Raw genomic sequence first — 24,854 nt, forward strand, 5'->3', positions numbered from 1 at the left:
GGGAGCGATCCCGCCGCCTTCTTCTTTGCCCGTCGTTCGTGATGCCCTCACGTGCCGCGAACGACGATCTTCACCCGCTGTCCGACCTGCAGCTGATCGGTGGAGGTCAACCCGTTCAGCACGCGGAAGCGTACCTCCTGCGCGTTGTCGAACGCCATGCGCCGGCTGAGCGACTGCACCGTATCGCCGGCCCTCACCTGCACCACTTCCAGCCGCCGCGGGACCACCTGAGCCGCCTGCTGAGCCGTGATCCGCCGCACCGACTGGAACATCGGGTTGAACACCGCCGCGCGGCCCGCCGGAGTGATGGCGGCGAAGTGGTAAGCGCGGTCGCGGGCGAACTCATAGGCGAACACCACCACATCGACCTGCTGGTTGCCGCTGTTCACCCGTGCCGTGCCCACCGCCGCTGGGATGCCGTTGACCGTGGTCCGCTGGATCGTCTGCGGGGCGAGTCGCTGCTGCTGACCGCCAAGCGCCTGGAAGACGCTCTGCACATAGCTATCGAGATTGCCGTTGTAGGCGGCAAAGGAGAACTGCGCCTGCCCGCCCTGACCCTGCACCGTCACCGCGCGCGTGCTGTTGATCATGGTGTAGCCCTGAGGCACGGTGAAGGCGAGCCGCAGTTCCGGGTGGATGAAGTCGTTGCCCTCGATCAGCCCCTGCGCCGGATCGTCCCCGTAGCGAAGACCGTTGATGCGGGTCAGGAAGGTGTCGCGGTTGGTGGCGGTTCCGGGCAGGCCCTGCGCCGTCGCGAGCGCGCCGCGCACGCGGCTCGCCGGATCCGGGTGGGTCGAGGCCCATTCGGGGATGGAGGCGCCGCGCCGACCCTGGAGCTGCGCGTCGAGCTGGTTCTGCGCCGCAAGGCTCGCGAGCACGGTCGCCATGGCGCGCGGGTCATACCCCGCCTGGCTGAGATAGCGGATGCCGAGCTGGTCCGCCTCGATCTCCTGCGCCCGCGAAAAGCTGAGCGTCAGCAGCTGCGAGCCTTGCAGCGCCGCCTGCCCCAGCTGCTGTCCGATCCCGGTGTTTCCGAGCAGAATGCCGGAGAGGATCGCCCCGCCCACGCCGAGCAGCGTGTTGCGCTGCGCATTGGCGGCGCGGCGCTGCTGATGCCGGGCGGCAACGTGCGCCACTTCGTGCCCGAGGACGCCGGCGAGTTCCGCCTCGTTGTTCATCAACGCCACGAGCTGCCGCGTCGTGTAGATGTAGCCGCCTGGAATGGCGAAGGCGTTGTTGACCGGGCTGTTAAGGAGCGAGACGGTGAAGGCGCTCTGCGCGTTGCCAAGCCCGGACTGCACCGCAATCCGCTGTCCGACCTGCTCGACATACTGGGCCTGCGGGCCGGTCATCGCCCCACCGAACTCTGCCAGCAGCTGCGGGTGCAACTGTGCACCCTGCTGCGCCTCTGTCTGGGTGATCGGGGTGGTGGGTCCGGGAATGTTGGCGGCGGTCGCGCACCCGGCAAGCGACAGGGCGGCAACGGAGGCAAGCATCCTCGAGAGCGGCATAACGTTCATCCTTTGTCGTGCCGCGCGTGCACCCACCTGCCGCGCAGCTGTTGTTCTGCGCCACAAACCGGCCGCTCCGGGTCTTGGTTCCCTTCGCGCGCCGGGGTCACCCGCCGATGCGCAGGAAGCGATCCTCGCGGTTGCGGCGGAGCGTGGACGGCGCAAGCCCCACAAGGGCGCCCAGTTCCTCGGCGATGGCCGATGCCATCGAAACGGCCGCCGCAACCGGATCACGGTGTGCGCCGCCGAGCGGCTCGTCGACGATCCGGTCGATAACGCCTGCCTGCAGGAGGTCTTTCGCCCCCACCTTCATGGCCTCGGCAGCGTCCGGCGCCTTCTCGGCCGTGCGCCAGAGAATCGAGGCGCAGCCTTCGGGAGAGATGACGGAATACACCGCATGCTCGAACATCAGCACCCGGTCGGCGCTGGCCAGCGCCACGGCTCCTCCCGATCCGCCCTCGCCGACGACCGCCGCCACCAGCGGCACCGGGAGCGCCAGGCACGCCTCGGTGCAGCGGGCGATCGCCTCGGCCTGGCCGCGCTCCTCCGCCTCGACGCCGGGGAAGGCACCGGACGTGTCGACCAGTGTGACCACCGGCAGGCCGAAGCGTCCGGCGAGATCCATCAGCCGGATTGCCTTGCGGTATCCTTCCGGCTTGGCCATGCCGAAATTGTGGCGCACCCGGGACTGGGTGTCGTGCCCCTTCTCGTGCCCGATGAGCATGATCCGACGCCCCTGGAGGCGCGCAAACCCGCCGAGGATTGCCTGATCGTCGGCAAAGGCCCGGTCTCCGGCGAGCGGCACGAAATCCTCGAACCCGTGTGCCACAAGGTCCGCGAAATGAGGCCGTCGCGGATGCCGGGCGACCTGCGTTTTCTGCCAGGGTGTCAGGTTGGCATAGGTGCGCACCAGCAGCTCGTGACTCTTCGCCTCGAGCTGCGACACCTCATCCTCGATGTCGGCGCTGCACGCGCCGCCGGCGGCGCGCAGCTCCTCGATCCGCGCCTGCAACTGCGCGACGGGCTTCTCGAATTCCAGGAAGGACTGCATCGGCTCAGCCGCTAGGCCAGCGTGGGCGTGCCGGCAAGAGGATGCCGCTCGTTGACCAGCTTCACGAGATGCGCGGCGTTCACATGGGTGTAGATCTGCGTGGTTCCGATGTCCGCATGGCCGAGCAGCATCTGGAGCACCCTGAGGTCCGCACCCCCGGCGAGGAGATGCGTGGCAAAGGCATGCCGGAGGACGTGCGGCCCAACCCGGTCAGGGGGGAGGCCCGACCTGTGAGCGAGACCCTTGAGCAGCTGGAACAGCCGCACCCGGGTGAGATGGCTGTCCCGCGAGGGGAAGACGTAGCGGGCATTGGCGGATGTCAGCGCGAGCCAGCGCTCGAGCGCCGCCTTTGCCGGGGTGCTCACCGGCACGATGCGCGCGTGTCCCCCCTTCCCCGTGATTTGGAGGATGCGGCCATCGCCTGCCACCGCCTCCATCGGCAGCGACACGAGTTCGCTGGCGCGCAGGCCCGAGCCGTACAGCAGCTCGATGAGCGCCAGCAGCCGAACCGGTCGCGGCTGTCCGCTCTCTGCCTCCCGGTGCGCGCAGGCAAGCAGCCGTTCGACCTCGGAGACTGAAAGGACTTTTGGCAGGGGGCGATGGCGTCGCGGGGCGGCGAGCGCGACGGCGGGGTTGTCGGCGCGATGGCCCTCCTGGTGCAGATAGGCGAAGAACTGCCGCAGGGTGGACAGGCGCCGCGCGACGGTGGCGGGCGACATTCTGGCCCACCCCGCGACCAATTGTTCAAGGCGCTCTGTCGTGGCCGTGTGCAGATCCGGGCATTCTGCCATGGCCTGATCAAGGTCACGGCGGTAGGCAAGCTGCGTGTTGCGGGCTGCTCCCCGCTCGGCCGCCAGCGCCGCCACAAACTCGTCGGCAAGGGCACGGACGGTCATGGTTCGACGCGTCAGACGCGGGCCACCGCCTCGGCAGCGATCATCCGCGCTTCGGCCTCCATCCCCACGCGCCGCAGGGTCGACACGATCTGGAACAGCTGCCGCGCCGTCATCCGCTCCCAACTTTCGCCCTGCATGCCCAGTCCCGCGAGCAGGGCGACGAGAACACGGTTGTCGGCCTGCGCCGCCCGCTCGATCGTCAACGCCCAGCGAGTGCGGGGCGTCAGGTCTGCTCCGAGATCGCGGGCAAGGTCGGCAGCAGCGCCGTCATGCAGCCGGCCAAGACCGGCCAGTCCCGCGACAAGGAATTGCGACCGGCGCCGCCCCGTGCTCGCATCCGCGTCGATGAAGCGGGACACCGCACCGCTCGACACCCGGAGATCGCCGGGCGCACCAAGAGCCGCAAGGGCCCAGCCCTCACTCCCCTCCGGCACGACGTCAAGCCAGCGTGCCGCGCTGCGGTCCAGGCCGGCGGTGAGCATCGACGCGATGAGCGGTCCCGCCTCGTCAGCGAAGCGTTCCTCCGGCGGTACCCGCGCCGCCGCGTAGGCGGTGAGAACCCGGCTGCCGTAGTCCTCCCCTTCGCTGTCGGTCCAGATCGCCTCCAGCGCCTGCAGCCGCACAGCCGGATCATTGGCGACGTAAGCGGTGCGCAGCAGGGCGCTGATCCGTCCCGCTCCGGCGTTGCGATCCTCGCCGCCGGCGTAGATCTGGCCGAAGAGGTCGACCATCGCTGCCGAGGACAACACCCCTGCCGCCGCGGCGGTGTATGCCGCTTCGGCGCGCGCGGCGGCAGGAAGCATGGGCATCACCGCCGCGATGCGCCGGTAGTAGAAGGGAAGATCCGCCGTCAGCCGGTCGGGAATCGGCTCGCTGAGGCTCGTGGCCAGGGCATAGCGCCAGGGCGTCAGCGCATCATCGATCGCCCATTCGACGGTGTAGCCGCGGCGGCTCCCCGCTGCGGCCGCGAAGCGCTGGGCGAGAAGGACGTCGACCCTCGGCTGGACACCTTGCCGGCGCATGCGTTCCAGATCGGTCTGGGCACGCGTGCTTTCCCCGGCAAAGGCGGAGCAGATCGCCGAGAGCATCTGCCACTGCGGATTGCCTCCACCGCTGCCGCGCTGGATCGTGGCGGGACAGATGCCGAGAACGTCGCCGCTGCCCAGATACGCCTCGACGGCGGCGGCCGTGAGGGCATCGTCCCACTGCGCGACGTCGACCGTCTGCGCCAGCGCGCGCGCAGCCTGATGTTCCCCCAGCCTGTTCAGCAGTGCGGTCCGCAAGGCGACGAACTCTGCCGGCGCCATCCCTTCCGGCGCCGCCAGCCTGCTCATGAGGACGCGCCGGAGCATGATCTGACCCCACCGGGCGACCAGCGGCCCTTCCGTCCCGGCAATCGCCGCGCGCACCAGTGACGCGGGCTGCCGCGCGAGTGCTTCGCTGGGCACGGCGCTTTCCGCAAGCGACAGCACGCCGGCCCGCTCGGGGCTGCGCTGAAGACCCGGAGGAATGTCGAAGCGTGGTCGCAGCCCCAGCAACCGGTCCAGTTCGCTGGGCGACAGGCTTTCGATCTGCCGCAGGCTCGGCAGGCCTTCAAGCGCCTGAGCCGGCACACTGACGGGCGGCGGCGCCGACGATGTCGGCGCGCTGCTCTCGACCGGCTCCGCCGGCAGCGGCTGCACGATCTCGCGCGGCGGGTTCCGCACCGTCGGCGCAGGACTTGCGGCGCCCGCCGGTGGCGGCGCCGGTTCCGCCTCGCGCGGCGGCGTGCTCGTCGGGGCCGGCTGCTGGAAAACCGGAGGAAGGATGGAGCGGGGCGCCTCCTGCGCAACCGCCAGCCCTGATCCGAGCACCAGGGCCGCTCCAGCGAACCAGTACATCCTCATGCGTTACGACCCCGCCGCCTCGACTTCGTCCCGTTCATGGCGCCGTCGTGCTGTACGATGACGGCACCGCGACCTCTTGTTCAAGCGGCGTCAGCGGCTCCGGGCCGCCGGACGCGTACGCCGCCGCGAGGAGCACCGCCAGCGTCAGTCCTGTCGCGGCAAGGACAAGTCCGCGCTTCTTTCCCCGACCCTGCAAACACGTGTTCCCGCTGAACTTGCGGCGACGACCGCCTGTCACTATCGCTCTAGCCAATGATGGCAGAGCTTACCAGCGGCCACAAACGCTCGCCTGAGGCCTCGCCCGCTGTGGCCCTGCGGCGGCCGGTCTGCCTGGTCGGGATGATGGGAGCGGGCAAGACGACAATCGGCCGGCGGCTCGCGAACCGGCTGGGCAGGCGGTTCGTGGATGCCGACGCGGCCATCGAACAGGCCGCACGCCTGTCGATTTCGGAAATTTTCGCCGCGTTCGGCGAACCAGGCTTTCGCGACGGGGAACGGCGGGTGATCGCCAGACTGCTGCGCGAAGGCTATGACGTCATCGCCACCGGCGGAGGCGCGTTCTGCGATCCGCGAACGCGGGCGCTGATGCTCGACAATGCCACCGTGGTGTGGCTCGACTGCGATATCGAGGTGCTGGTCGAGCGCACGGGCCGCCGTCGCAATCGGCCGCTGCTGGAAGGGGTGGACCGGCGCGAGGTGCTCACCCGCCTCCTTGCCGAGCGCCGCGAGTTCTACGCGCAGGCGCATCTCCATGTGAAAGCGGGGGTTCAGCCGCATCGGCGCACCGTCGATGCCATTCTGAAGGCGCTGAACCCGTGCGCCGGATAATGGTCCCGCACAGGGACGGGTGCTACGACGTTCTCGTGGGTGCGGGGCTCCTGACCGGCGATCATCTGCCGGAACCTCTTGCGGGCCTGCTGCGCGAAGGCAGGACCGTGCCTGTCGTCACCGATGCCCACGTCTTCGCCTTGCACGGTGCATCTCTCGAACGTCTGCTCACCGGCGCTGGACATTCTGTCGCGTGGCATATCCTCCCGCCCAGAGAGCGGTCCAAGAGCTGGCCGCATCTCGAGGGGCTGGTCGAGTGGATGCTGGAACTCGGCCTCACCAGAACGGACGCGGTGCTTGCCTTCGGGGGGGGCGTGGTCGGCGATCTTGCCGGCTTCGCGGCTGCGATCATGAAACGCGGTTGCGGGGTGATCCAGATCCCGACCACCCTGCTTGCCCAAGTCGACTCGTCGGTCGGCGGCAAGACGGCCATCAACGCGCGTGCCGGCAAGAACCTCGTGGGCGCCTTCCATCAACCCGCGCTGGTGCTGGCGGACACCGCGCTGCTGGCCACGCTGCCGGATCGCGAGATGCGCGCAGGGCTGGCCGAGGTGATCAAATGCGCCCTCCTTGCCGATGCGGGATTGTTCCGCTGGCTGGAGAAGAACGCCGCGGCGATCATGGCGCGCGAGGCGGAGCCGCTCAGCCATGCCATTGCCGCCAGCATCGGCATCAAGGCCGAAATCGTCGCCGCCGACGAGCGCGAGACGGCGGACCTGCGCGCGCTGCTCAACCTTGGCCACACCTTCGGCCATGCGCTGGAGGCTGAGACCGGCTTCTCGGATCGCCTGCTGCATGGGGAGGCGGTCGCGGTTGGTCTGGTTCTGGCAGCCCGCTACTCTGTTCGCCGCGGCACGCTTGCGCCCGGTGCGGCCAGCCGCGTCGAAAGCGCGGTGGCAGCGGCGCAGCTGCCCGCATCCTTGCGGCAGGCGGGCCTGACCTGCACGGGCGACACGCTCGTCGCGCACATGAAGCACGACAAGAAGATGGACGGCGCGGCCCTGCCCTTCATCCTGCTGGAGGACATCGGCCGCGCCTGCGTCGTACGGGACGTGGCGCTGGAGGACGTTGCTTGCTTCCTCGACGAGGAACGCGGTCGCTGAACCTCCGCGGATCCCCCGCGCGTGCACCGCGCCTACCGGGAAGGTGATGCGTCCCTGCCACCCAGACCGCCCGAGAAGAGCAGGCGCGACGGTGTCAGGCGAACACGGCCACCGTCTGTGTGCCAGACGCTCCGGGGCGGCCTTGGGCGTCCCAGATCATCATGTGCTGGCTTGACGTGCCCCGCGCGGCTTCATCGGCGGAGGAGCGGAGGAGCCACCACCCCTCGCCCTCGGCCGCGGCGGCGCCGGCAAAAAGGTTGATCTGCCAGGTCATTGAACTGACCGGCCCGCGCACCGGCATCACCGGAAGCACCGCCGGTGGCAGCGCATCTCCGATCAGCAGCAATTCCGTCTCCGGATGGAGGCCGCCACGGTCCAGCAGCCGCACCCAAAGGCAGATGTCGGGCTGCGGCGAGGGAGCTTTGGGGAGCGCGTATCGGGTCTCGAAGTGGTGGCGAAGAAAGGCGGGACGCTGATCGCTGTCTGCCACCGCCGCTTCGGCCGGGTCGACGAGGTCTGCAGGCGGGCGCGGACTGGCAATGACGGCGGCGCTGTCCAGAGGCTGCATGAACACGAACGTCGCGGCAAGAACGACCCGCTCCGCGCTGGTGATTTGGACGCCGATCCAGAGTGCGTTGCGCCCTTGCCGCAGGATCCGCGGCTTTGCCGTGACGGCGCCTGTGACCGGTCCGACAAAGGCGATCTGCGCCGAGCGCAGCGGCGCGACCTGAGGCAGGAGACAACGCGCCGCCTCGAGCGCCAAGGCCGCGGACAGGCCGCCATAGGCGGTGCGTCCCTGCAGCCAGGTCTCCGGCACCGTCACATCAAGAGCGCCATCATGTCCCCGACGGGCTGACGCGAGAAGCTCGCCGAGGCTCATGCAAGCTCCAGAATGACCGTGTCCACCGCCAGGCTCTCGCCCTCGCCGGCGTTGATCCGCGCCACGGTGCCGCTTTTCTCGGCGCGAAGGATGTTCTCCATCTTCATCGCCTCCACCGTGGCAAGCGGCTGGCCCGGCTGAACGTCCTCGCCTTCGGACACGTGCAGCTTCACCAGCAGGCCGGGCATGGGGCAGATCAGCAACTTGGACGTGTCGGGCGGCGCCTTCTCGATCATGTGCTGCGCCAAGGAGGCCACATGCGCCGGCAGGACACGCGCCGTGTGCCGCGCGCCGCGTGTGGTCAGCGCATATCCGGTGTGGCTCCGCTCCAGCTGAAGCGTCATTTGTTCATCGCCCCACTCCACGGCGACCATCCGGTCACCCGGAGTGTAGGCGAAGCTGATGTCCACCGGATCGCCGTCGACGCAGACGGCCTCCTCTTCCAGACTGACGGCATGATCCGTCTCGCCAAGCCGCACCACCCAGTCACCATTGGGCAGAGTCGGGCTGCCCAGCTGCTGGTCGATCCTCCGTGCCCTGTCCGCGTCCGCCGTGGCGATCACCGCCGCCACCGCGGCGAGCGCCCGTGTCAGTCCGGCGTCAACCGGCGCACCCGCGAAACCTTCGGGGTATTCTTCGGCAATGAACCCCGTCGTCAGATCACCGGCGAGGAAGCGGGGATGCTGCATGATCGCGCTGAGGAAGTCGACATTGTGCCCAAGTCCCGCGATCCGGAACTGGTCCAGCGCCTGCACTTGCAACGCGGCCGCTTCACCGCGGGTCGGCGCCCAGGTGATCAGCTTGGCGATCATCGGGTCGTAGAACATCGACACCTCGCCGCCTTCGGCAACCCCGTCGTCGAGGCGCACATAGGCCTCGTCGGGCGTGGACAGCAGCGGCTCCTGATGCGTGAGGGCCGGCGGCGGCTGATAATGGACCAGCCGCCCCGTGCTGGGCAGGAAGCCGCGATAGGGATCCTCGGCATAGACGCGGTTTTCGATGGACCAGCCGTTGATGCCGATGTCGTCCTGCTTGAACGAGAGCTCCTCGCCAGCCGCCACGCGGATCATCTGTTCGACGAGGTCAACGCCGGTGATGCATTCCGTCACCGGATGCTCCACCTGCAGCCGGGTGTTCATCTCCAGGAAGTAGAAGCTTTCGCCGGTGGGATCCGCGCCGCTGACGATCAGTTCCACCGTGCCGGCGCTGTAGTACCCGACCGCATTCGCCAGCGCGACACACTGCTCGCCCATCGCCTGCCGCATCTTGGGCGTCACGAAGGGCGACGGCGCTTCCTCCACCACCTTCTGGTGCCGGCGCTGGATCGAACATTCGCGCTCATTGAGATAGAGGATATTGCCGTGTCGATCACCGAGGATCTGGATCTCGATGTGACGTGGGTTCAGGATGAACTTCTCGATGAACACGCGGTCATCGCCGAAGGAGTTCAGCCCTTCGCGCTTTACCGCCTCGAACCCTTCGCGCACGTCCTGCTCGGTGTAGGCGAGCCGCATCCCCTTGCCCCCGCCCCCCGCCGACGCCTTCATCATCACGGGGTAGCCGATCTCGGAGGCGATGCGGACGGCGTGTTCGGTATCCTCGATCTCGCCGACGAAGCCGGGGACGACGTTGACGCCCGCCTGCTTGGCGAGCTTCTTGGATTCGATCTTGTCGCCCATCGCCGCGATCGCGCCGACCGGCGGGCCGATGAAGGCGATGCCCTCGCGCTCCAGCGCCTCGGCGAAGCTGGTGCGTTCGGAGAGGAAGCCGTAGCCCGGATGCACGGCCTCGGCCCCGGTCTGCTTGCAAGCGGCGATGATCTTGTCCGCGATCAGGTAGCTTTCAGCGGCGGGGGAAGGCCCGATATGCACCGCCTCATCCGCCATCCGCACGAAAGGCGCGCGGGCGTCGGCGTCGGAATAGACGGCGACCGTCCGGATACCCATGCGGCGCGCGGTACGGATGATGCGGCAGGCGATCTCGCCGCGATTGGCGATGAGGATTTTGGAGAACATTTTAGCCTTTCAAGACGGAATTCCACTCGAGCAGGCGTCGGGTGCCGTGATCACATGGGGACGGCGCACCGCAGGTAATCTAAGGCTTTTCTTCAAGTATCGATCTAACCACGCCTTAGTACCCACTTTTTTGATCTCTAGCTCTATCCATTGTGGTGTACCGGGAGGAAGCATCAAAGTTGAGCGGACCGATTCTTGAATCTTCGGTGCCCAGAAAGACCTTACCTTCCCTTTGTCAATCTTCAACTTGCGCCGCTTAAACTTCACGCGCGGCGTGACATCGAACCCTAAGCCTTTATTCATATTTCGAGAGGTCGTTTTGTACATAGCTAAAGAGCCTCGCTAGAAGTTCTACCAGCATGCATCGGCTCCTCGCCCTTAAGCGCCGTCAGCCCCAACTTTGCGAACAGCGCCGCATCGCTGTCGTCACCCGCGTTCGGCGCCGTCAGCAGCTTGTCGCCGGTGAAGATCGAGTTCGCCCCGGCCAGGAAGCACAGCGCCTGCGTCGCCTCGCTCATGCTCTCACGTCCGGCCGACAGGCGCACCATGCTCATCGGCATGGTGATCCGCGCCGCCGCCACGGTGCGGACGAACTCGATGTCGTCGATCTTGGCGAGCGGGGTGTCGGCCAGCATGTCGCCCAGCACCGTGCCCCTGACCGGCACCAGCGCGTTGACCGGCACGCTTTCGGGATGGCGCGGCAGAGTGGCGAGGGTGTGAATGAAGCCGACGCGGTCGTCCCGCGTCTCGCCCATCCCGACGATGCCGCCGCTGCACACGTTGATCCCCGCCGCACGGACGTTGGCCAGCGTGTCCAGCCGGTCCTCGTAACGGCGGGTGGTGATGACCCGCTCGTAATACTCAGGCCCGGTGTCGATGTTGTGGTTGTAGTAGTCCAGCCCCGCCTCGGCCAGCATATCCGCCTGGCGCGGCGTCAGCATACCCAGCGTCATGCAGGTTTCCAGCCCCATCGCGCGGACGCCTTTCACGATTTCGATGATCGCAGGCATGTCGCGGTCCTTGGGGTTGCGCCAGGCGGCGCCCATGCAGAAACGCTGTGATCCCGCGTCCTTCGCCTGCGCCGCGCGTTGCAGCACCTGCTGCACCTCCATCAGCTTGGTCGCCTGAACCCCGCTGTCGGCCTTCACCGACTGCGAGCAATAGCCGCAATCCTCCGGACAGCCGCCCGTTTTGATGGACAGCAGTGTGCAGAGCTGAACCTGGTCTGGCGGATGGTTCGCGCGGTGAACAGTGGCGGCCTGGAACAGCAGTTCGGTGAACGGGAGGTCGAAGAGCGCGGCGATCTCCTCGCGTGTCCAGTCGGTGCGCACCGCGTCATGCTGAACTTGTTTCAGCATCCATGTATCCCCTCAACCCTCGTTCTCGGCCGTAACATGGACCCTGAAACACGTTCAGGGTGACGATGGTGGATGTCGGCGGTCACTCCGCCGCCTCCCCCATCGTCTCACCCGCAGGCGGCATGTTGTGACCCAGCAGGCGCAGCATGTCCGCCGCGCATTCCACCACGTTGGAACCCGGTCCGTAAATTCCCTGCACCCCAGCCTCGCGCAGGAAGTCGTAGTCCTGCGGCGGAATGACTCCGCCCGCGACCACCTTGATGTCGGCCCGCCCCGCGTCGCGCAAGCGCTGGATCAGTTCGGGGATCAGCGTCTTGTGCCCCGCCGCCAGGCTGCTCGCGCCGACGGCGTCCACACCGTTCGCCAGCGCCATGTCGCAAGTTTCGGCCGGTGTCTGGAACAGCGGGCCTGACAGCACATCGAAGCCCATGTCGGCAAAAGCGGAGGCGATGACGTTGGCACCCCGGTCGTGTCCGTCCTGTCCCATCTTGGCGACCATGATCTTCGGCTTGCGGCCCAGCCGGCGCTCGACCGCCTGCACGCCCTCAACCACCTGGGCATAGCGGGCGTCGGTCGCATACGCCTCGGCATAGATGCCGCGTACGGGCCGGGGCAGCGTGTCGTAGCGGCCGAACACGTCCTCCAGCGCGCTGCTGATCTCGCCCAAGGTCGCGTCGCGGCGGGCTGCCTCGACGGACAGGGCGAGGAGGTTGCCGCCGCTCCGCGCGCCTTCGCGCAAGGCGTCCAGCGCAGCCCGGCAGCCCGCCTCGTCCCGCCCGGCGCGCACCTGCTCCAGCCGCGCGATCTGGCTTTGCCGCACGGCGTGATTGTCAATGTCGAGCGTGTCGATCCGCGCTTCTTCGGGCAGGCGGTACTTGTTGACCCCGACCACCACCGTATCGCCCCTGTCGACGCTCGCCTGCTTGGCCGCCGCCGCACGCTCGATCGCGGCCTTGGGAGCGCCGCTGGCGACGTAAGACGTCATCCCGCCTGCCGCATCCACCTCGGCGATCAGCGCCTCGGCCTGTTCCACCAGCGCGGCGGTCAGGGCTTCGACATAGTAAGACCCGCCCAGCGGATCGGCCACGCGGGTGATGCCGGTCTCCTGCTGCAAAACCAGCTGCGTGTTGCGGGCGATGCGGGCGGAGAAGTCGGTGGGCAGCGCGATCGCCTCGTCCAGCGCGTTGGTGTGCAGGCTCTGCGTACCGCCCAGCACCGCCGCCATCGCCTCCACCGTGGTGCGGATGACGTTGTTGTAGGGGTCCTGTTCCTGCAAGGACACGCCGCTGGTCTGGCAGTGGGTGCGCAGCATCTTGGACTTGGGGTTCTGCGCGCCAAGGTCCGTCATTACATCGTGCCAGATCTGGCGCGACGCGCGCATCTTGGCGATCTCCATGAAGAAGTTCATGCCGATGCCCCAGAAGAAGGACAGGCGCGGCGCGAAATCGTCGAGCGCCAGCCCGGCGGCCATGGCGCGCTTCGCGTATTCCTTCCCGTCGGCAATGGTGAAGGCGAGTTCCTGCACCGCGGTCGCTCCGGCCTCGTGCATGTGGTAGCCGGAGATGGAGATGCTGTTGAACCTGGGCATGTGCGCGGAGGTGTAGGCGATGATGTCCGACACGATCCGCATGCTGGGTTCGGGCGGGTAGATGTAGGTGTTGCGGACCATGAACTCCTTCAGAATGTCGTTCTGAATGGTTCCCGACAGCCTGTCCTGAGACACTCCCTGCCGTTCCGCCGCGACGATGAAGAAGGCCAGCACCGGCAGCACCGCGCCGTTCATCGTCATGCTGACGCTCATCTGGTCGAGCGGGATCTGGTCGAACAGGATCTCCATGTCGCGCACCGTGTCGATGGCGACCCCTGCCTTGCCGACGTCGCCCACGACGCGCGGATGATCGGAGTCATAGCCGCGATGGGTGGCGAGGTCGAAGGCGACGGACAGCCCCTTCTGCCCGGCTGCAAGGTTGCGGCGGTAGAAGGCGTTGGACTCCTCGGCGGTGGAGAAGCCGGCGTACTGCCGGATCGTCCACGGCCGCCCGGTGTACATCGAGGCATAAGGTCCGCGCGTGAACGGCGCGAAGCCCGGCAGGCCGGGGTCGAGGTCGGCGACATCCTCGGCTGTGTAGAGCGGCTTGACGGCGATCCCCTCCGGTGTGTGCCAGGTGAGGTCGCGGCCTTTCACTTCCTTTGCGGCGGCGGTTTGCCAGTCGGCGGGGGTCGGTTTGTCGGTCATGCTATCCCACTACCGTCATGCTGAACTCGTTTCGGCATCCGTTCATGCGGAGACGCAGGTTCCTGCGGCGAATTGGATCCTGAAACAAGTTCAGGATAACGAAGTTTGCACGGTCAGTTCGACCAGTCCGATCCTTCGCGCGGAGTTTCCATGATTTCGGTCAGCACGCCCATCATGTCCTTAGGATGCAGGAAGAAGATCGGCGTCCCGTGCGCCCCGATGCGGGTCGGGCCGAGAATGTGCTTGCCGAGCCCCTCGAACCATGCGCGCGCCTCGTTGATGTCGGTCACCTCGTAGCAGACATGATGCTGCCCCCCGAGCGGGTTCCTGGCGAGAAAGCCGCTCAGCGTGCTTTCCGGCCCCAGAGGCTCAATCAGCTCGATCTGCGTTCCTTCGGTGCCGCTCTGACCCGGCGTGTCGATGAAGCACACCTTCACCCCCTGCTCCGGCAGATCAAACGGCTCGCCGACTGTAGTGGCACCCATGATATCGCGGTAGTAGGCGATGCTGTCCGCGATGGAGGGCGTCGCAACGCCGATGTGATTGAGCCGACCGAGTTTCATAGGCTTCGTTCCTAAGTCACACTGTTGCCAAAGCGGCATCTCTTGCTTTCTTCAGCACTGAGTTCTTCGCCCCAGTGATAAAAAGAAAAATTTGTAACGTGGCTCTTACCAAATACATCGTCGTATCTTATCATGCCATAATGAACAATAGCGGCTTTTCTACTACCAATAGCAGTTCTATGTTCACGCAAACAATCATCTGAGTAGGTTGCGTAAACAAATTGATTGATTCCGGGGCCGATCATTGTTTCCGAAGGTAAGGAGTGATCTTCGCTCCGCCCATATTGCTTAGGATCAAATTCACGCGGTTCACCTTCCACGACTAGAAAATCGCTGACGAACTCAATAGCCGAGGCGGGGGTTGCACCATGATTTATTACATTCAAAGGAAATGTAATACGATTTTTCTCCGGAACGGTAACTCCCATCGGTTCGACCGACAGGTATGCTCTGAGTTGCTTCTCAGCGGAATCAGAAGCAATTTTATTCGCAAGCGTGGCTCTCTTCAAAGCCATTCGCCCTTGTAAAATAGTGGCCAATAGAGCGAACAAGGCAAGTACGCTTAACCCTATCGAAATAATAGATGCATCGACTGCCCGTTTGGCCTGAAGGGCAGACGCTTCTGCAGCTTCAACAGCTCGCACCTCGAGCGCTCGTTGTACTCGAATGACACTCATAGCGGGATATTGTCATGCTTCTTCCAAGGGTTCTCCAGCACCTTGCCCCGTAGCTTCCGCAATCCCAGAGCAATCCGCCGCCGGGTGGAGTGAGGATAGATCACCTCGTCGATGTATCCTCGACTGGCGGCCACGAAGGGGTTGGCGAACCGTTCCTCGTACTCCCGCGTCTTTTCCGCGATCTTGTCCGGATCGCCCCGGTCGGAGCGGAAGATGATCTCCACCGCCCCCTTCGCGCCCATCACGGCGATCTCAGCGGTGGGCCAAGCGTAGTTGAGGTCACCACGCAGGTGCTTGGACGCCATGACGTCGTAGGCGCCGCCATAGGCCTTGCGGGTGATGACGGTGATCTTGGGCGCGGTCGCCTCGGCATAGGCGAACAGCAGCTTGGCGCCGTGCTTGATGATGCCGCCGAGCTCCTGCGCGGTGCCGGGAAGGAAGCCGGGCACGTCGACGAAGGTGATGATCGGGATCTCGAACGCGTCGCAGAAGCGCACGAACCGCGCTGCCTTCTTCGACGAATTGATGTCGAGGACGCCCGCCAGCACCATCGGCTGGTTCGCGACGACTCCGACCGTGCGCCCCTCCACCCGGCCAAAACCGCAGATGATGTTGGCGGCGTGCTTGGGCTGCACTTCGAAGAAGTCGCCTTCGTCCAGCGTCTTCCGAATGACTTCGTGCATGTCGTAGGGCTGATTGGCGTTGTCCGGGATCAGCGTGTCGAGCGACGGCTCCTCCCGGTCCCACGGATCGGCGGTCGGCCGCTCCGGCACGCCTTCCCGGTTGGACAGCGGCAGGAAGTCGAAGAAGTCGCGGGTGGCGAGCAGAGTCTCGATGTCGTTTTCGAACGCGACATCGGCGACGCTGGTCTTGGTGGTGTGCGTCACCGCCCCGCCTAGTTCCTCTTGCGTCACCACCTCGTTGGTGACGGTTTTCACCACGTCTGGGCCGGTGACGAACATGTAGGAGCTGTCCTTCACCATGAAGATGAAGTCGGTCATCGCCGGGGAATAGACCGCGCCGCCCGCGCACGGCCCCATGATCAGGCTGATCTGCGGCACCACCCCGCTGGCCAGCACGTTGCGCTGGAACACCTCGGCATAGCCGCCCAAGGAGGCCACGCCTTCCTGGATGCGCGCGCCGCCGGAGTCGTTGAGGCCGATGACCGGCGCGCCGACCTTCATCGCCATGTCCATCACCTTGCAGATCTTCTCCGCGTGGCGTTTCGACAAGGAGCCGCCGAAGACGGTGAAATCCTGCGAAAAGACGAACACCAGCCGGCCGTTAATCGTGCCCGAGCCGGTGACGACGCCGTCGCCCGGGATCTTCTGCGCGTCCATGCCGAAATCGATGCAGTCGTGCTCGACATAGCGGTCGAGTTCCTCAAACGAACCCGGATCGAGCAGCACGTCCAGCCGCTCGCGGGCCGTCAGCTTGCCTTTGGCATGCTGGGCCGCGATCCGCTGCGTGCCGCCGCCCAGTTCGGCAGCGGCGCGGCGGCGTTCCATTTCGGCGATGTTCGCGGACATCCCGCTCTCCCTCATGTGTTTGCGGGCGGTTACGCGCCGCACCGCCGCGGCGTCAATCGCGCAGCGCCGAGAGCAGGAATTCGCGGTTGCCTTCCGGCCCGGTGATCGGACTTTCGATCACGCCCTGAACAGCCAGCCCCGCCTGCTCCACCCACGCGCAGACTTCCTCGCACACCCGCCGATGGAGCGCAGGGTCGCGCACGACGCCGCCCTTGCCCACTTCGTCCCGTCCTACCTCGAACTGCGGCTTGATCAACGCCACCAGGCGGCAGCGGGCGGCGGCCAGCTGCAACGGCCTCTCCAGCACCTTGGCAAGCGCGATGAAGCTGGCATCGCACACGATCCAGTCGCACGGCCGATCGATCTGTTCAGGCGTCAGCACGCGCGCGCTGGTCTGCTCCAGCACGGTGACGCGCGGATCCTGCCGCAGCTTCCAAGCCAGCTGGTTCGTTCCGCTGTCGACGGCGAAGACGTGCGCCGCCCCGCGCGTCAGCAGAACGTCAGTGAAGCCGCCGGTCGAACTGCCGATGTCCATGGCGGTCGCCCCCGAAGGGTCGAGCGCGAAGTGGTCGAGCGCATGCGCAAGCTTCACCCCGCCACGACTGACCCACGGATGTTCCCGTCCTCGCACCTCGAGCGGCGCGTCTCGCGGCAGGAGCTGTCCCGGCTTGGCGATCCTTTGTCCGGCAGAATGCACGAGCCCCGCCATGACCAGCGCCTGCGCGCGGGTGCGGCTTTCCACCAGACCGCGTGTGACCAGCAGGTGATCGACGCGCTGCTTCGAAGCCGTGGACATGAGGCCGGTTTAGCGCGCATGGTGAGGCCATGAAACCGATTTGCCTGCGCGCCTGCGCTGCCATTGCCCTGAGCTTCTCCATTGCCGCCTGCGTTCCGCGGACAGCGCCGCCGCCACCTGCGCCGCCCGCTCCGCCGCCGCCGGTCGCGGCGCCGGCCCCGCCACAGGCTCCGCCCCCTGCGACCAACTGGATCGACAACCCCGCCACCGCCGGCGACTGGACCTACAGCGCCCGGCCCGTGCCGACGGCGGTGTTCGCCGACTCTTCGGGCGCGGCGCTGTTCACGATGCGCTGCGACCCCGCCTCGCGGCAGATGGCGCTTGAGCGCGCGGCGACACCCGCCGGCGCCGGTCCGCTGGTCATCCGCACCGGCACGCAGGACCGCACCCTCGCGACGCAGGACGTTGCGGCGGCACGCAGCACCCTCGCCGCACAGGTGAGCGCGAGGGACCCGCTGCTCGATGCCATGGCGTTCAGCCGAGGCCGGTTCGCCGTCGAGGCGCGCGGGGCGGCTCCGCTGTATCTTCCCTCCTGGCCCGAGATCACGCGCGTTATCGAAGCGTGCCGCGGATGATCGCGCATCCGGGGAAAACCGCGCCGCCATCTTGCAAACCCCGCGCCCACACCGCAGATTGCGGGACGAGGTCAGCGGTGAACGCTGTCCTTGACCCCCGGTGAATCGGTGCGGGTCTTGGCTCACGAGCGCGAAAGGAGGTGATCCGATGTCTCATGGTTCAGCAGAGGGGTCGGCGAGTTTCCGCGCGAGGCATTACGGGTAGGTTCCAGACAGTCCGTAGAGGCTTCGTAAGCGGCACTTCCGGCCGCTGACCATGCGAAAGGCGGTTTCCGGCAACAGCCGGGGCCGCCTTTCTCATATCCAGATCGCCTCCGATCGGCGCAAACTTGCCCTCGCGCCCGATGCGCCATAACGGCTCGGAGCGAAGGAGCAGGCTTTGACCATCACCGCACCCCTGTCGTTCACGCGCGAGCTCAACCCAGATCCCTTGCCTACGGAACAGCGCGAAGCCGCGCTGGCCTCTCCCGGCTTCGGCAAGGTGTTCACCGATCACATGATCGTCATCGATTTTGACGAGGCGCGCGGGGGCTGGCACACCGCACGCCTCTGTCCGCGTGGGCCACTGCGGCTCGACCCGGCAGCGGCCGTGCTCCACTACGCTCAGGAGATCTTCGAGGGACTGAAGGTCTATCGCCACGACAGCGGCAGGCTGGCCCTGTTCCGCCCGGAGGCGAACGCCGCGCGGCTGAATGCGAGCGCCCGCCGCATGGCGATGCCCACCCTGCCCGAACACCTGTTCCTCCAGGCCTTGGGCGAATTGATGGAGGTCGACGGACACTGGTTCCCCGCCGTGTCCGGCGGCTCGATCTACCTTCGGCCGTTCATGATCGCGACGGAAGCGTTTCTCGGCGTCCGGCCCGCGCGCCAGTACAAGTTCATCGTGATCGCCTCGCCCGTCGGAGGCTACTTCAAGTCGGACGCACCGGCCGTCAGCCTGTGGGTCAGCCGCCAGCATGTGCGCGCCGCACCCGGCGGAACCGGCGCGGCCAAGACGGGCGGCAACTATGCGGCGAGCCTCATTCCCATCGCCGAGGCGACCGAGCACGGCTGTGACCAGGTCGTCTTCCTCGATGCCGTGGAGCGGACATGGGTGGAGGAGCTTGGCGGCATGAACCTGTTCTTCGTGCTGGCGGATGGCCGGGTCATAACGCCGCCCCTCACAGGCACGATCCTGCCGGGGATCACCCGCGACAGCCTCATCACCCTGCTGCGCGACGAGGGAGTGGCCGTTGCCGAAGAGCCGTATTCGATCGACCGCTGGCGTGCCGACGCCGGGAGCGGCGTCCTGTCAGAGTGTTTCGCGTGCGGCACCGCAGCCGTGGTCACGCCGGTCGGGTCGGTGCTGGATGGCGAGCAACGCTTCACCATCGGCGATGGTGCGCCCGGCCCGCTGACGAAGCGGCTCCGCGAGCGGCTGACCCGCATCCAGTCGGGCAGCGCACCGGACCCTTACGGCTGGGTCACCCAGCTCGGCTGAGACACGCGGCTGGCGTTCATCGCCATCGGCAGGAGCCAGGGAAACAGGCGCGCGACCCTTTCGGCAACGACGCCGTGTTCACGCAGCTCGCTTACCCGCCAGAGCAGGGCGGCTGCCCCGACTGGCCGACGGACAAGACGGGCGAAACGCCGCTGAAAGGCGGGCGCGGCTTCGGGGCCACCGCGCAGGTAGGCGGACGCCGCGGCGATGCCGCTGGTCAGGGCGATGGACACCCCTTCGCCGGCGAGCGAAGGGATCACGGCGGCCTGGTCCCCGAGGCGGAAAAGGCCGCAGGATGTCTCGCGCGCGATGAAGCCGTAGGGTACGGCGCCGATGGACTGGATTGCCTCGTGCGCCGGAACATGGTCGAGGCGACGGCCGAGTTGCGGGTTCTGGACTGCGAGCTGGGCAAACAGGCGGTGCAGGTCGCCGCCCGCTCCCGCCAGCCTCGATTTGTGGACCGCCATGCAGATGTTCACGGTGCCATTTTCCTGCCTGACAATTCCGGCATAGCCGCCGGCAAAGCAGTGCAGCTCGACGGCATCCCCGATCACGCGCTGCAATTCGGGGTCGCCGCACAGCCTGACCCGGCATCCCAGCACCGGATCGTCGGCTAGGCGCGGCCTCGGCTGCCCGCGCACATCGTGCTTGCCGGACGCAAGGAAGATGGCCCCGGGCGTGTGCTCGCCGGCACGGGTGCGAACCCGCCCCGGCGCCACGTCGAGCGCGTGGTCGATCCTCTCCTGCGCGCCCGCAGCGATCGCGGCCCGCCGCAGCGCGCTGTCGAGCGCGTGGCGGGACAGGCCCAGGCCCGGTTCCGGCAAGGCGGCCTCGATCGGCTCGCCGTGTCCGAAATAGCGCAGGCGCGTGACGCGGACGGCCCCCGCCCCTTCGGCGTCGACCCCCAGCGCCTGAAGATTGCGCACCGTCCGCCAGCTCAGAAAGCCGCCGCACAGCGCATCGCCGGGCGTTCGGGAGCGGTCCATGAGCACCGGCGCTGCCCCTCCGCGCGCAAGGACGATGGCGGCGGCGCAGCCGGCCGGCCCGGCACCAAGCACGAGGGGCCTCACACCACCTTCTCCACGCACAGGCGGAACGGGAAGATGCGCCGCACACGCGCCCCGGCGACGCCGGCCGTGTCCAGCTGAGCCGCCCAGTCGGACCGGCGGAACGCGCGCGCGATCGACACATGCCCGTCATGCCGGACGATCGGGTGGACTCTCAGGAGGCGCGCGAGCCACGGATAGGCACGGTAGGCGAAGTTGTGGCGATGAAGGTCGTTGACGAACCAGCCCGCCTGCGCCTCGGCATCCATGAAGCGCAGGAACGCGCTCAGCTGCGCCGGGTTCATGTGGTGTGCAACGAGGCTGGAGATGATGCAGTCCCACCCCTCGCCCGCCAGATCGGCGTAGTCACCATGGCGAAAGTCGATGGCGGTGTGCAGCGGGGTCGCCGCCCGCGCCGCGGCGATGCTGTTGCGGTTGAGATCGACGCCGACCAGTCGAACGGCTTGACCCCGCGCGCGCGCGAAGGCGGCGATCCTTCGCAGCATGTCTCCCTGCCCGAACCCCACGTCCAGAACGGAAAAAGCACGTCGGCGACCCACGGCACGTTTCAGGAACTGCAGGGTGGGCCGATAAGCCCACGTGGCCCGGTTCACCCGTGCGAGATCCGCCAGCACGGCTTCATAGGTTTCAGCCGGCAGATCCGGATCGTCCATCAGCTCATCGGCGAAGGCGCGATCCTGAAGCATGGGGTTACGCGTCGTGCCAGCCGAAGACGAACCCCTCGACGGCCAGGCCGGGGCCGAATGCCAGCGCAATCCCGCGCGTCGGCTTGTCCTGCATCAGCCGTTCGAGCACGAACATCAGGGTCGAGGAACTGATGTTCCCGCACTCGCGCAGGACCGCGCGCGACGCAGCAAGGGCGCCGGGCGGCAGGTGGAGGCCCCGCTCGACGGCATCGAGGATGGAGCGCCCGCCGGCATGGACGGCGTAGCTAACGGGTTGGTCGGTGCCGACAAGCGCCGCGATCCGTGCGCCCAGTCCGCCTTCGCCAAGCGCGGCGGCGATGCGCGCGGGGACGGCGCCCGACAGGTGCATGCGAAAGCCCGTGTCGGCGATCTCCCAGGTGATCAGGTCGTCGCTTCCGTCCAGCGTCGCCGACAGGCCGGCCCCGATTTCCAAGCCACGGCCGCAGCCTTCGACCAGTGCCGCGGCGGCGCCGTCACCGAACTGGGCGCCGGCGAGCATCGGCTCGATCTCCGGCTCGTCCTGATGATGCAGGGTCGAGAGCTCCACCGTGACCACGAGCACGCGCGCGCCTGGATCGGAACGCACGATGTGCCGCGCGGTGCGCAGGGCCGTGACCGCTGCGTAACAGCCCATGAACCCGATCAGCACGCGCTCCACCGCGCCGTCCAGCCCGAGCCTGCGGGCGATGATCTGATCGATGCCGGGTGCGACGAATCCGGTGCAGCTGGCGACGACAAGATGCGTGACCGGTGGCAGGGGGCCGAGCTTGCGGATCGCCTGCAGCGCGAGTTCCGGCGCTTCGCGGGCATAGATGCGCATCCGTGCGGAGGTGGACGGCGGCGTGTCGCCGCCGTAGAAGCCCTGCCCTTGGTCGAGCCGCGCGTCTTCGGCTTCGAGGACGGACCATCGATGCTCGATGCCCGACCGTTCCGCCATGCGGGCGTAAAGGCCCGCTCGGCCAGACGGCGCCAGACGCGCGCAAGCCCAGCGCCGGTAGTCGGCCTCGAAGTCCAGCGCGGGAACGGCGCCAGCCAGACCCGTGATGATGGCCATGCTCATCGGCCTTTCATGCACCATGCCGCGCGCCAATGCGACAGCGCATGGGCGCGGGGATCACAGATCGGGCAGGCTGGAGCGCAGGTTGTCCACCCACACCGCCGCCACGGCATCGGATGGCGCCCGCCAGTCGCCGCGCGGACTGAGTGCGCCGCCGGCCGAAACTTTCGGCCCGTTCGGCAATGCCGAGCGCTTGAACTGGCTCGTTTCGAAGAAGCGCACGAGGAACTTCTCGAGCCAGCCGGCGATGGTGGGCAGATCGTAGGCGACCCGCGCGGCCTGCGGAATGGTGTCCGGCCAGCGGCCTGCCGCCGCATCGCGCCAGGCATGCCAGCACAGGAAGGCGACCTTGGCGGGAGAATGGCCGAACCGGACGATGTGGTGAAGGAAGAAGTCGTTGAGCGCGAAAGGGCCGATGATGTCCTGCGTGCTCTGCATCCCCCCGTCCGCGTCTGCGGGCACGAGCTCGGGACTGATTTCCGTCTCGAGGATCGCTTCGAGAACCGCGTCCGTCTGCGGATCGAAGAGATCGGTGCGGGTGGCCCAGCGGATGAGATGCTGGATCAGCGTCTTGGGCACGCCGGCATTGACGGCGTAGTGGCTCATCTGATCGCCCACACCGTAGGTGCACCAGCCGAGCGCCAGTTCGCTCAGATCGCCCGTCCCGATCACGAAGCCGCGATGATGCCCGGCGAGCCGGAACAGGTAATCGGTGCGAAGGCCCGCCTGCACGTTCTCGAACGTGACATCGTGCACCGGTTCGCCGCGCGCAAACGGATGATCGATATCGGCCAGCATCTGCCGCGCGGCAGGCCGAATGTCGATTTCCTCCGCAGTGATGCCGAGCGCGCGCATCAGCTCCCACGCGTTGCTCTTCGTGCCTTCGGAAGTGCCGAAGCCCGGCATGGTGTAGCCGCGGATGGTTGTCCGCGGCAGATCCAGCCGGTCGCACACCTTGGCCGCCACGATCAGAGCATGGGTGGAATCGATCCCGCCAGACACGCCGATCACCATGCTGTCGCCGCTTGTGGCCTGAAACCGGCGCAGAAGCCCGTCGACCTGGATGTTGAACGCTTCGTAGCAGTCGTCGTCCAGCCGGTCTGGACGGTCCGGCACGAAGGGAAAGCGGCGCAGCGGCCGCCGCAGGCCGACGTCGCCGGAAGGCTCGTGGTCGAACAACACGGTGCGGTGGGTGTCGGCGGGATTTCCGGCCGCCTCCGCCGCGTCGGCAAAGGTCTGCATCCGCATCCGGTCGAGCAGCACCCGTTCGGCGTCGACATCCGCCACACACAGGCTCGGGGTCAGGGTGAACCGCTCGCTCTCCACGAGCAGGTCGCCAAGCTCGTAGATCATCCCCTGCCCGTCCCAGGCCACGTCGGTTGTGCTCTCGCCATGGCCGCTGGCCGAATACACGTAGGCGGCCGCGGCGCGGGCGCTTTGCGACCGGCACAGCAGATGCCGCTCGTCGGCCTTGCCGATGGTGATGTTCGAGGCCGAGAGGTTCGCCAGGATGGTCGCTCCTGCCAGAGCGCCATAGGTCGACGGCGGCACCGGTGCCCAGAAATCCTCGCAGATCTCGACGAAGACCTTGAAGCCGCGATGGGTGCGGGCGGCAAAGATGAGGTCAACGCCGAACGGGACGTCGTGCCCCGCAACAGTGATGCGTCCACCCCGGCGGCTCCGCCCGTGGGCGAACCACCGCTTCTCGTAGAACTCACGGTAATTGGGCAGGAAGCTCTTGGGCACGACACCAAGAAGCTGGCCGCCCTTGATGGCCAGCGCGCAGTTGTACACCCTCCCCTGACACCGCAGCGGTGCGCCCACCAGCAACAGCGGCCTCAGCCCGGCGCTCTGCTCAATCAGTTGTCCCGCCGCCGCCTCGACCGCGTCGAGAAGCGCCGCCTGCAGATGAAGATCGTCGATGGCATAGGCGGAAAGACACAGCTCGGGAAAGACGACCAGGTCGACTGCCTGCTCATGCGCCCGATGCGCGTCGGCGAGAATGGCCTCGGCGTTGAAGGAGACGTCCGCTGTCCGCACCTGCGGCGTAGCGGCCGCACAGCGCACGAAGCCATGCGTGTGAAGCGCATAGAACGGGTGACTGCTCATCCCCTGCTCAGGCTCGCCGCTGCTGCAATGCAGCGGTCGCCTCCGCGATCATCTCGAAAGCGGCTGCCAGGGCCTTGGCCCGGACCGCGGCGCGGCCAATCTCTCCGAAATGCTCTTCGCGAACCTGCGTCTCGCGATCCTGCGCGGCACAGCCAATGAAGACCAGACCTTCCTCCTGATCCTCCTCGCACGGCCCAGCGAATCCGGTGATGCCGATCGCGATGTGCGCCTCCGACCTGGCAAGAGTCCTTTCCGCCATCAGCCGGGCGACCGCCTCGTTCACGGCGGCGTTGTGCTGCACGATCTCCTCGGGAAGGTCGAGCATGTCGCACTTTGCCGTCAGCTCGTAGGTGACGAACCCGCGATCGAAGACATGGCCGCACCCCTCCACATCGGTAAGCACGGCCGCGAGCAACCCGGCGGTGCAGCTTTCCGCCGTCGCGAGGCGAAGCTCCGCATCACGCACGCGCTCAATCACGCGTTGCGCCTGTTCACGCGCGCCGGGCTCGAGAACCGCGTCGAGCACCTCAGCCATGTCCGACATTCCCTTG

21 protein-coding genes are annotated in these 24,854 nt (G+C 67.1%); 4 read left to right on the top strand and 17 right to left on the bottom strand.

The features are described 5' to 3' along the window. Window positions 1-47: 47 nt before the first annotated feature. The 4 genes from ETO60_RS06995 to ETO60_RS07010 form a co-directional block, all read right to left on the bottom strand. Window positions 48-1,511, bottom strand: a complete 1,464-nt coding sequence (locus ETO60_RS06995; RefSeq protein WP_130004047.1) for a M48 family metalloprotease — start codon at window positions 1,509-1,511, stop codon at window positions 48-50. A gap of 106 nt (window positions 1,512-1,617) precedes the next feature. Then, window positions 1,618-2,562 (bottom strand): acetyl-CoA carboxylase carboxyltransferase subunit alpha, encoded by a 945-nt coding sequence (locus ETO60_RS07000; RefSeq protein ID WP_130004049.1) that lies wholly within the window; start codon window positions 2,560-2,562, stop codon window positions 1,618-1,620. 11 nt (window positions 2,563-2,573) lie between these two features. Further along, entirely contained in the window at window positions 2,574-3,458 is an 885-nt protein-coding gene (locus tag ETO60_RS07005) for a tyrosine recombinase (RefSeq protein ID WP_130004051.1), read from the bottom strand. A gap of 11 nt (window positions 3,459-3,469) precedes the next feature. Continuing rightward, the gene (locus ETO60_RS07010) at window positions 3,470-5,338 is read right to left on the bottom strand and encodes a hypothetical protein (protein WP_165362135.1); all 1,869 of its coding nucleotides are present in this window, start codon (window positions 5,336-5,338) and stop codon (window positions 3,470-3,472) included. Window positions 5,339-5,596: 258 nt separating this feature from the next. Between ETO60_RS07010 and ETO60_RS07015 the strand changes: the two genes are divergently transcribed. Beyond that, a complete protein-coding gene (locus tag ETO60_RS07015; RefSeq protein WP_390612637.1) occupies window positions 5,597-6,172 on the top strand; it encodes a shikimate kinase in 576 nt (191 codons plus the stop codon). Further along, a complete protein-coding gene (aroB, locus tag ETO60_RS07020) occupies window positions 6,172-7,275 on the top strand; it encodes a 3-dehydroquinate synthase (protein ID WP_130004055.1) in 1,104 nt (367 codons plus the stop codon). The genes ETO60_RS07015 and aroB overlap by 1 nt, the downstream gene beginning before the upstream one ends. 94 nt (window positions 7,276-7,369) lie before the next feature. Here aroB and ETO60_RS07025 read toward each other — a convergent pair whose 3' ends face one another. The 8 genes from ETO60_RS07025 to ETO60_RS07060 form a co-directional block, all read right to left on the bottom strand. Continuing rightward, on the bottom strand, window positions 7,370-8,155 hold the full coding sequence (locus ETO60_RS07025; protein WP_130004057.1) for a thioesterase family protein: 786 nt from the start codon (window positions 8,153-8,155) through the stop codon (window positions 7,370-7,372). Then, window positions 8,152-10,170 (bottom strand): acetyl-CoA carboxylase biotin carboxylase subunit, encoded by a 2,019-nt coding sequence (locus tag ETO60_RS07030; RefSeq protein ID WP_130004059.1) that lies wholly within the window; start codon window positions 10,168-10,170, stop codon window positions 8,152-8,154. Before ETO60_RS07030 ends, ETO60_RS07025 begins: the two co-directional genes overlap by 4 nt. Window positions 10,171-10,499: 329 nt before the next feature. Further along, entirely contained in the window at window positions 10,500-11,528 is a 1,029-nt protein-coding gene (bioB, locus tag ETO60_RS07035; RefSeq protein WP_130004061.1) for a biotin synthase BioB, read from the bottom strand. A gap of 82 nt (window positions 11,529-11,610) precedes the next feature. After that, window positions 11,611-13,764, bottom strand: coding sequence for a methylmalonyl-CoA mutase (gene scpA, locus ETO60_RS07040; protein ID WP_130004063.1), 2,154 nt, complete (start codon window positions 13,762-13,764; stop codon window positions 11,611-11,613). Between the two features lie 113 nt (window positions 13,765-13,877). Then, window positions 13,878-14,327: a methylmalonyl-CoA epimerase gene (mce, locus tag ETO60_RS07045; protein ID WP_130004092.1), complete on the bottom strand. Its 450-nt coding sequence runs from the start codon at window positions 14,325-14,327 to the stop codon at window positions 13,878-13,880. Window positions 14,328-14,338: 11 nt separating this feature from the next. Next, window positions 14,339-15,004 (bottom strand): hypothetical protein, encoded by a 666-nt coding sequence (locus ETO60_RS07050; protein WP_130004094.1) that lies wholly within the window; start codon window positions 15,002-15,004, stop codon window positions 14,339-14,341. Further along, on the bottom strand, window positions 15,001-16,533 hold the full coding sequence (locus ETO60_RS07055) for an acyl-CoA carboxylase subunit beta (RefSeq protein ID WP_130004096.1): 1,533 nt from the start codon (window positions 16,531-16,533) through the stop codon (window positions 15,001-15,003). Before ETO60_RS07055 ends, ETO60_RS07050 begins: the two co-directional genes overlap by 4 nt. Window positions 16,534-16,585: 52 nt before the next feature. Beyond that, the gene (locus ETO60_RS07060; protein ID WP_130004098.1) at window positions 16,586-17,329 is read right to left on the bottom strand and encodes a TlyA family RNA methyltransferase; all 744 of its coding nucleotides are present in this window, start codon (window positions 17,327-17,329) and stop codon (window positions 16,586-16,588) included. Between the two features lie 29 nt (window positions 17,330-17,358). Here ETO60_RS07060 and ETO60_RS07065 point away from each other — a divergent pair, with 29 nt between their 5' ends. Together ETO60_RS07065 and ETO60_RS07070 are read left to right on the top strand one after the other, a co-directional pair. Beyond that, the gene (locus ETO60_RS07065) at window positions 17,359-17,904 is read left to right on the top strand and encodes a hypothetical protein (RefSeq protein ID WP_130004100.1); all 546 of its coding nucleotides are present in this window, start codon (window positions 17,359-17,361) and stop codon (window positions 17,902-17,904) included. A gap of 385 nt (window positions 17,905-18,289) precedes the next feature. After that, complete coding sequence (locus ETO60_RS07070; protein ID WP_130004661.1) at window positions 18,290-19,384, top strand: branched-chain amino acid aminotransferase; 1,095 nt, start codon at window positions 18,290-18,292, stop codon at window positions 19,382-19,384. Here ETO60_RS07070 and ETO60_RS07075 read toward each other — a convergent pair. From ETO60_RS07075 to ETO60_RS07095, 5 genes are read right to left on the bottom strand one after another with little or no spacing between them, the layout of a single operon-like run. After that, on the bottom strand, window positions 19,357-20,472 hold the full coding sequence (locus ETO60_RS07075; protein ID WP_315850273.1) for an NAD(P)/FAD-dependent oxidoreductase: 1,116 nt from the start codon (window positions 20,470-20,472) through the stop codon (window positions 19,357-19,359). The two genes, ETO60_RS07070 and ETO60_RS07075, sit on opposite strands and share 28 nt — an antisense overlap. Then, entirely contained in the window at window positions 20,451-21,137 is a 687-nt protein-coding gene (locus ETO60_RS07080; protein WP_130004104.1) for a methyltransferase domain-containing protein, read from the bottom strand. The genes ETO60_RS07075 and ETO60_RS07080 overlap by 22 nt, the downstream gene beginning before the upstream one ends. A 4-nt stretch (window positions 21,138-21,141) precedes the next feature. Then, complete coding sequence (locus ETO60_RS07085; protein WP_130004662.1) at window positions 21,142-22,191, bottom strand: type III polyketide synthase; 1,050 nt, start codon at window positions 22,189-22,191, stop codon at window positions 21,142-21,144. 60 nt (window positions 22,192-22,251) lie between these two features. Next, a complete protein-coding gene (locus ETO60_RS07090; protein WP_130004106.1) occupies window positions 22,252-24,303 on the bottom strand; it encodes an NAD(+) synthase in 2,052 nt (683 codons plus the stop codon). Between the two features lie 7 nt (window positions 24,304-24,310). Next, on the bottom strand, window positions 24,311-24,847 hold the full coding sequence (locus ETO60_RS07095; protein ID WP_234026377.1) for a CinA family protein: 537 nt from the start codon (window positions 24,845-24,847) through the stop codon (window positions 24,311-24,313). Between the last annotated feature and the right edge of the window lie 7 nt (window positions 24,848-24,854).

Origin of the sequence: Qipengyuania thermophila (genome assembly GCF_004153605.1) — a bacterium.
In the GTDB taxonomy this organism is placed as follows: Bacteria; Pseudomonadota; Alphaproteobacteria; order Sphingomonadales; family Sphingomonadaceae; genus Qipengyuania_B; species Qipengyuania_B thermophila.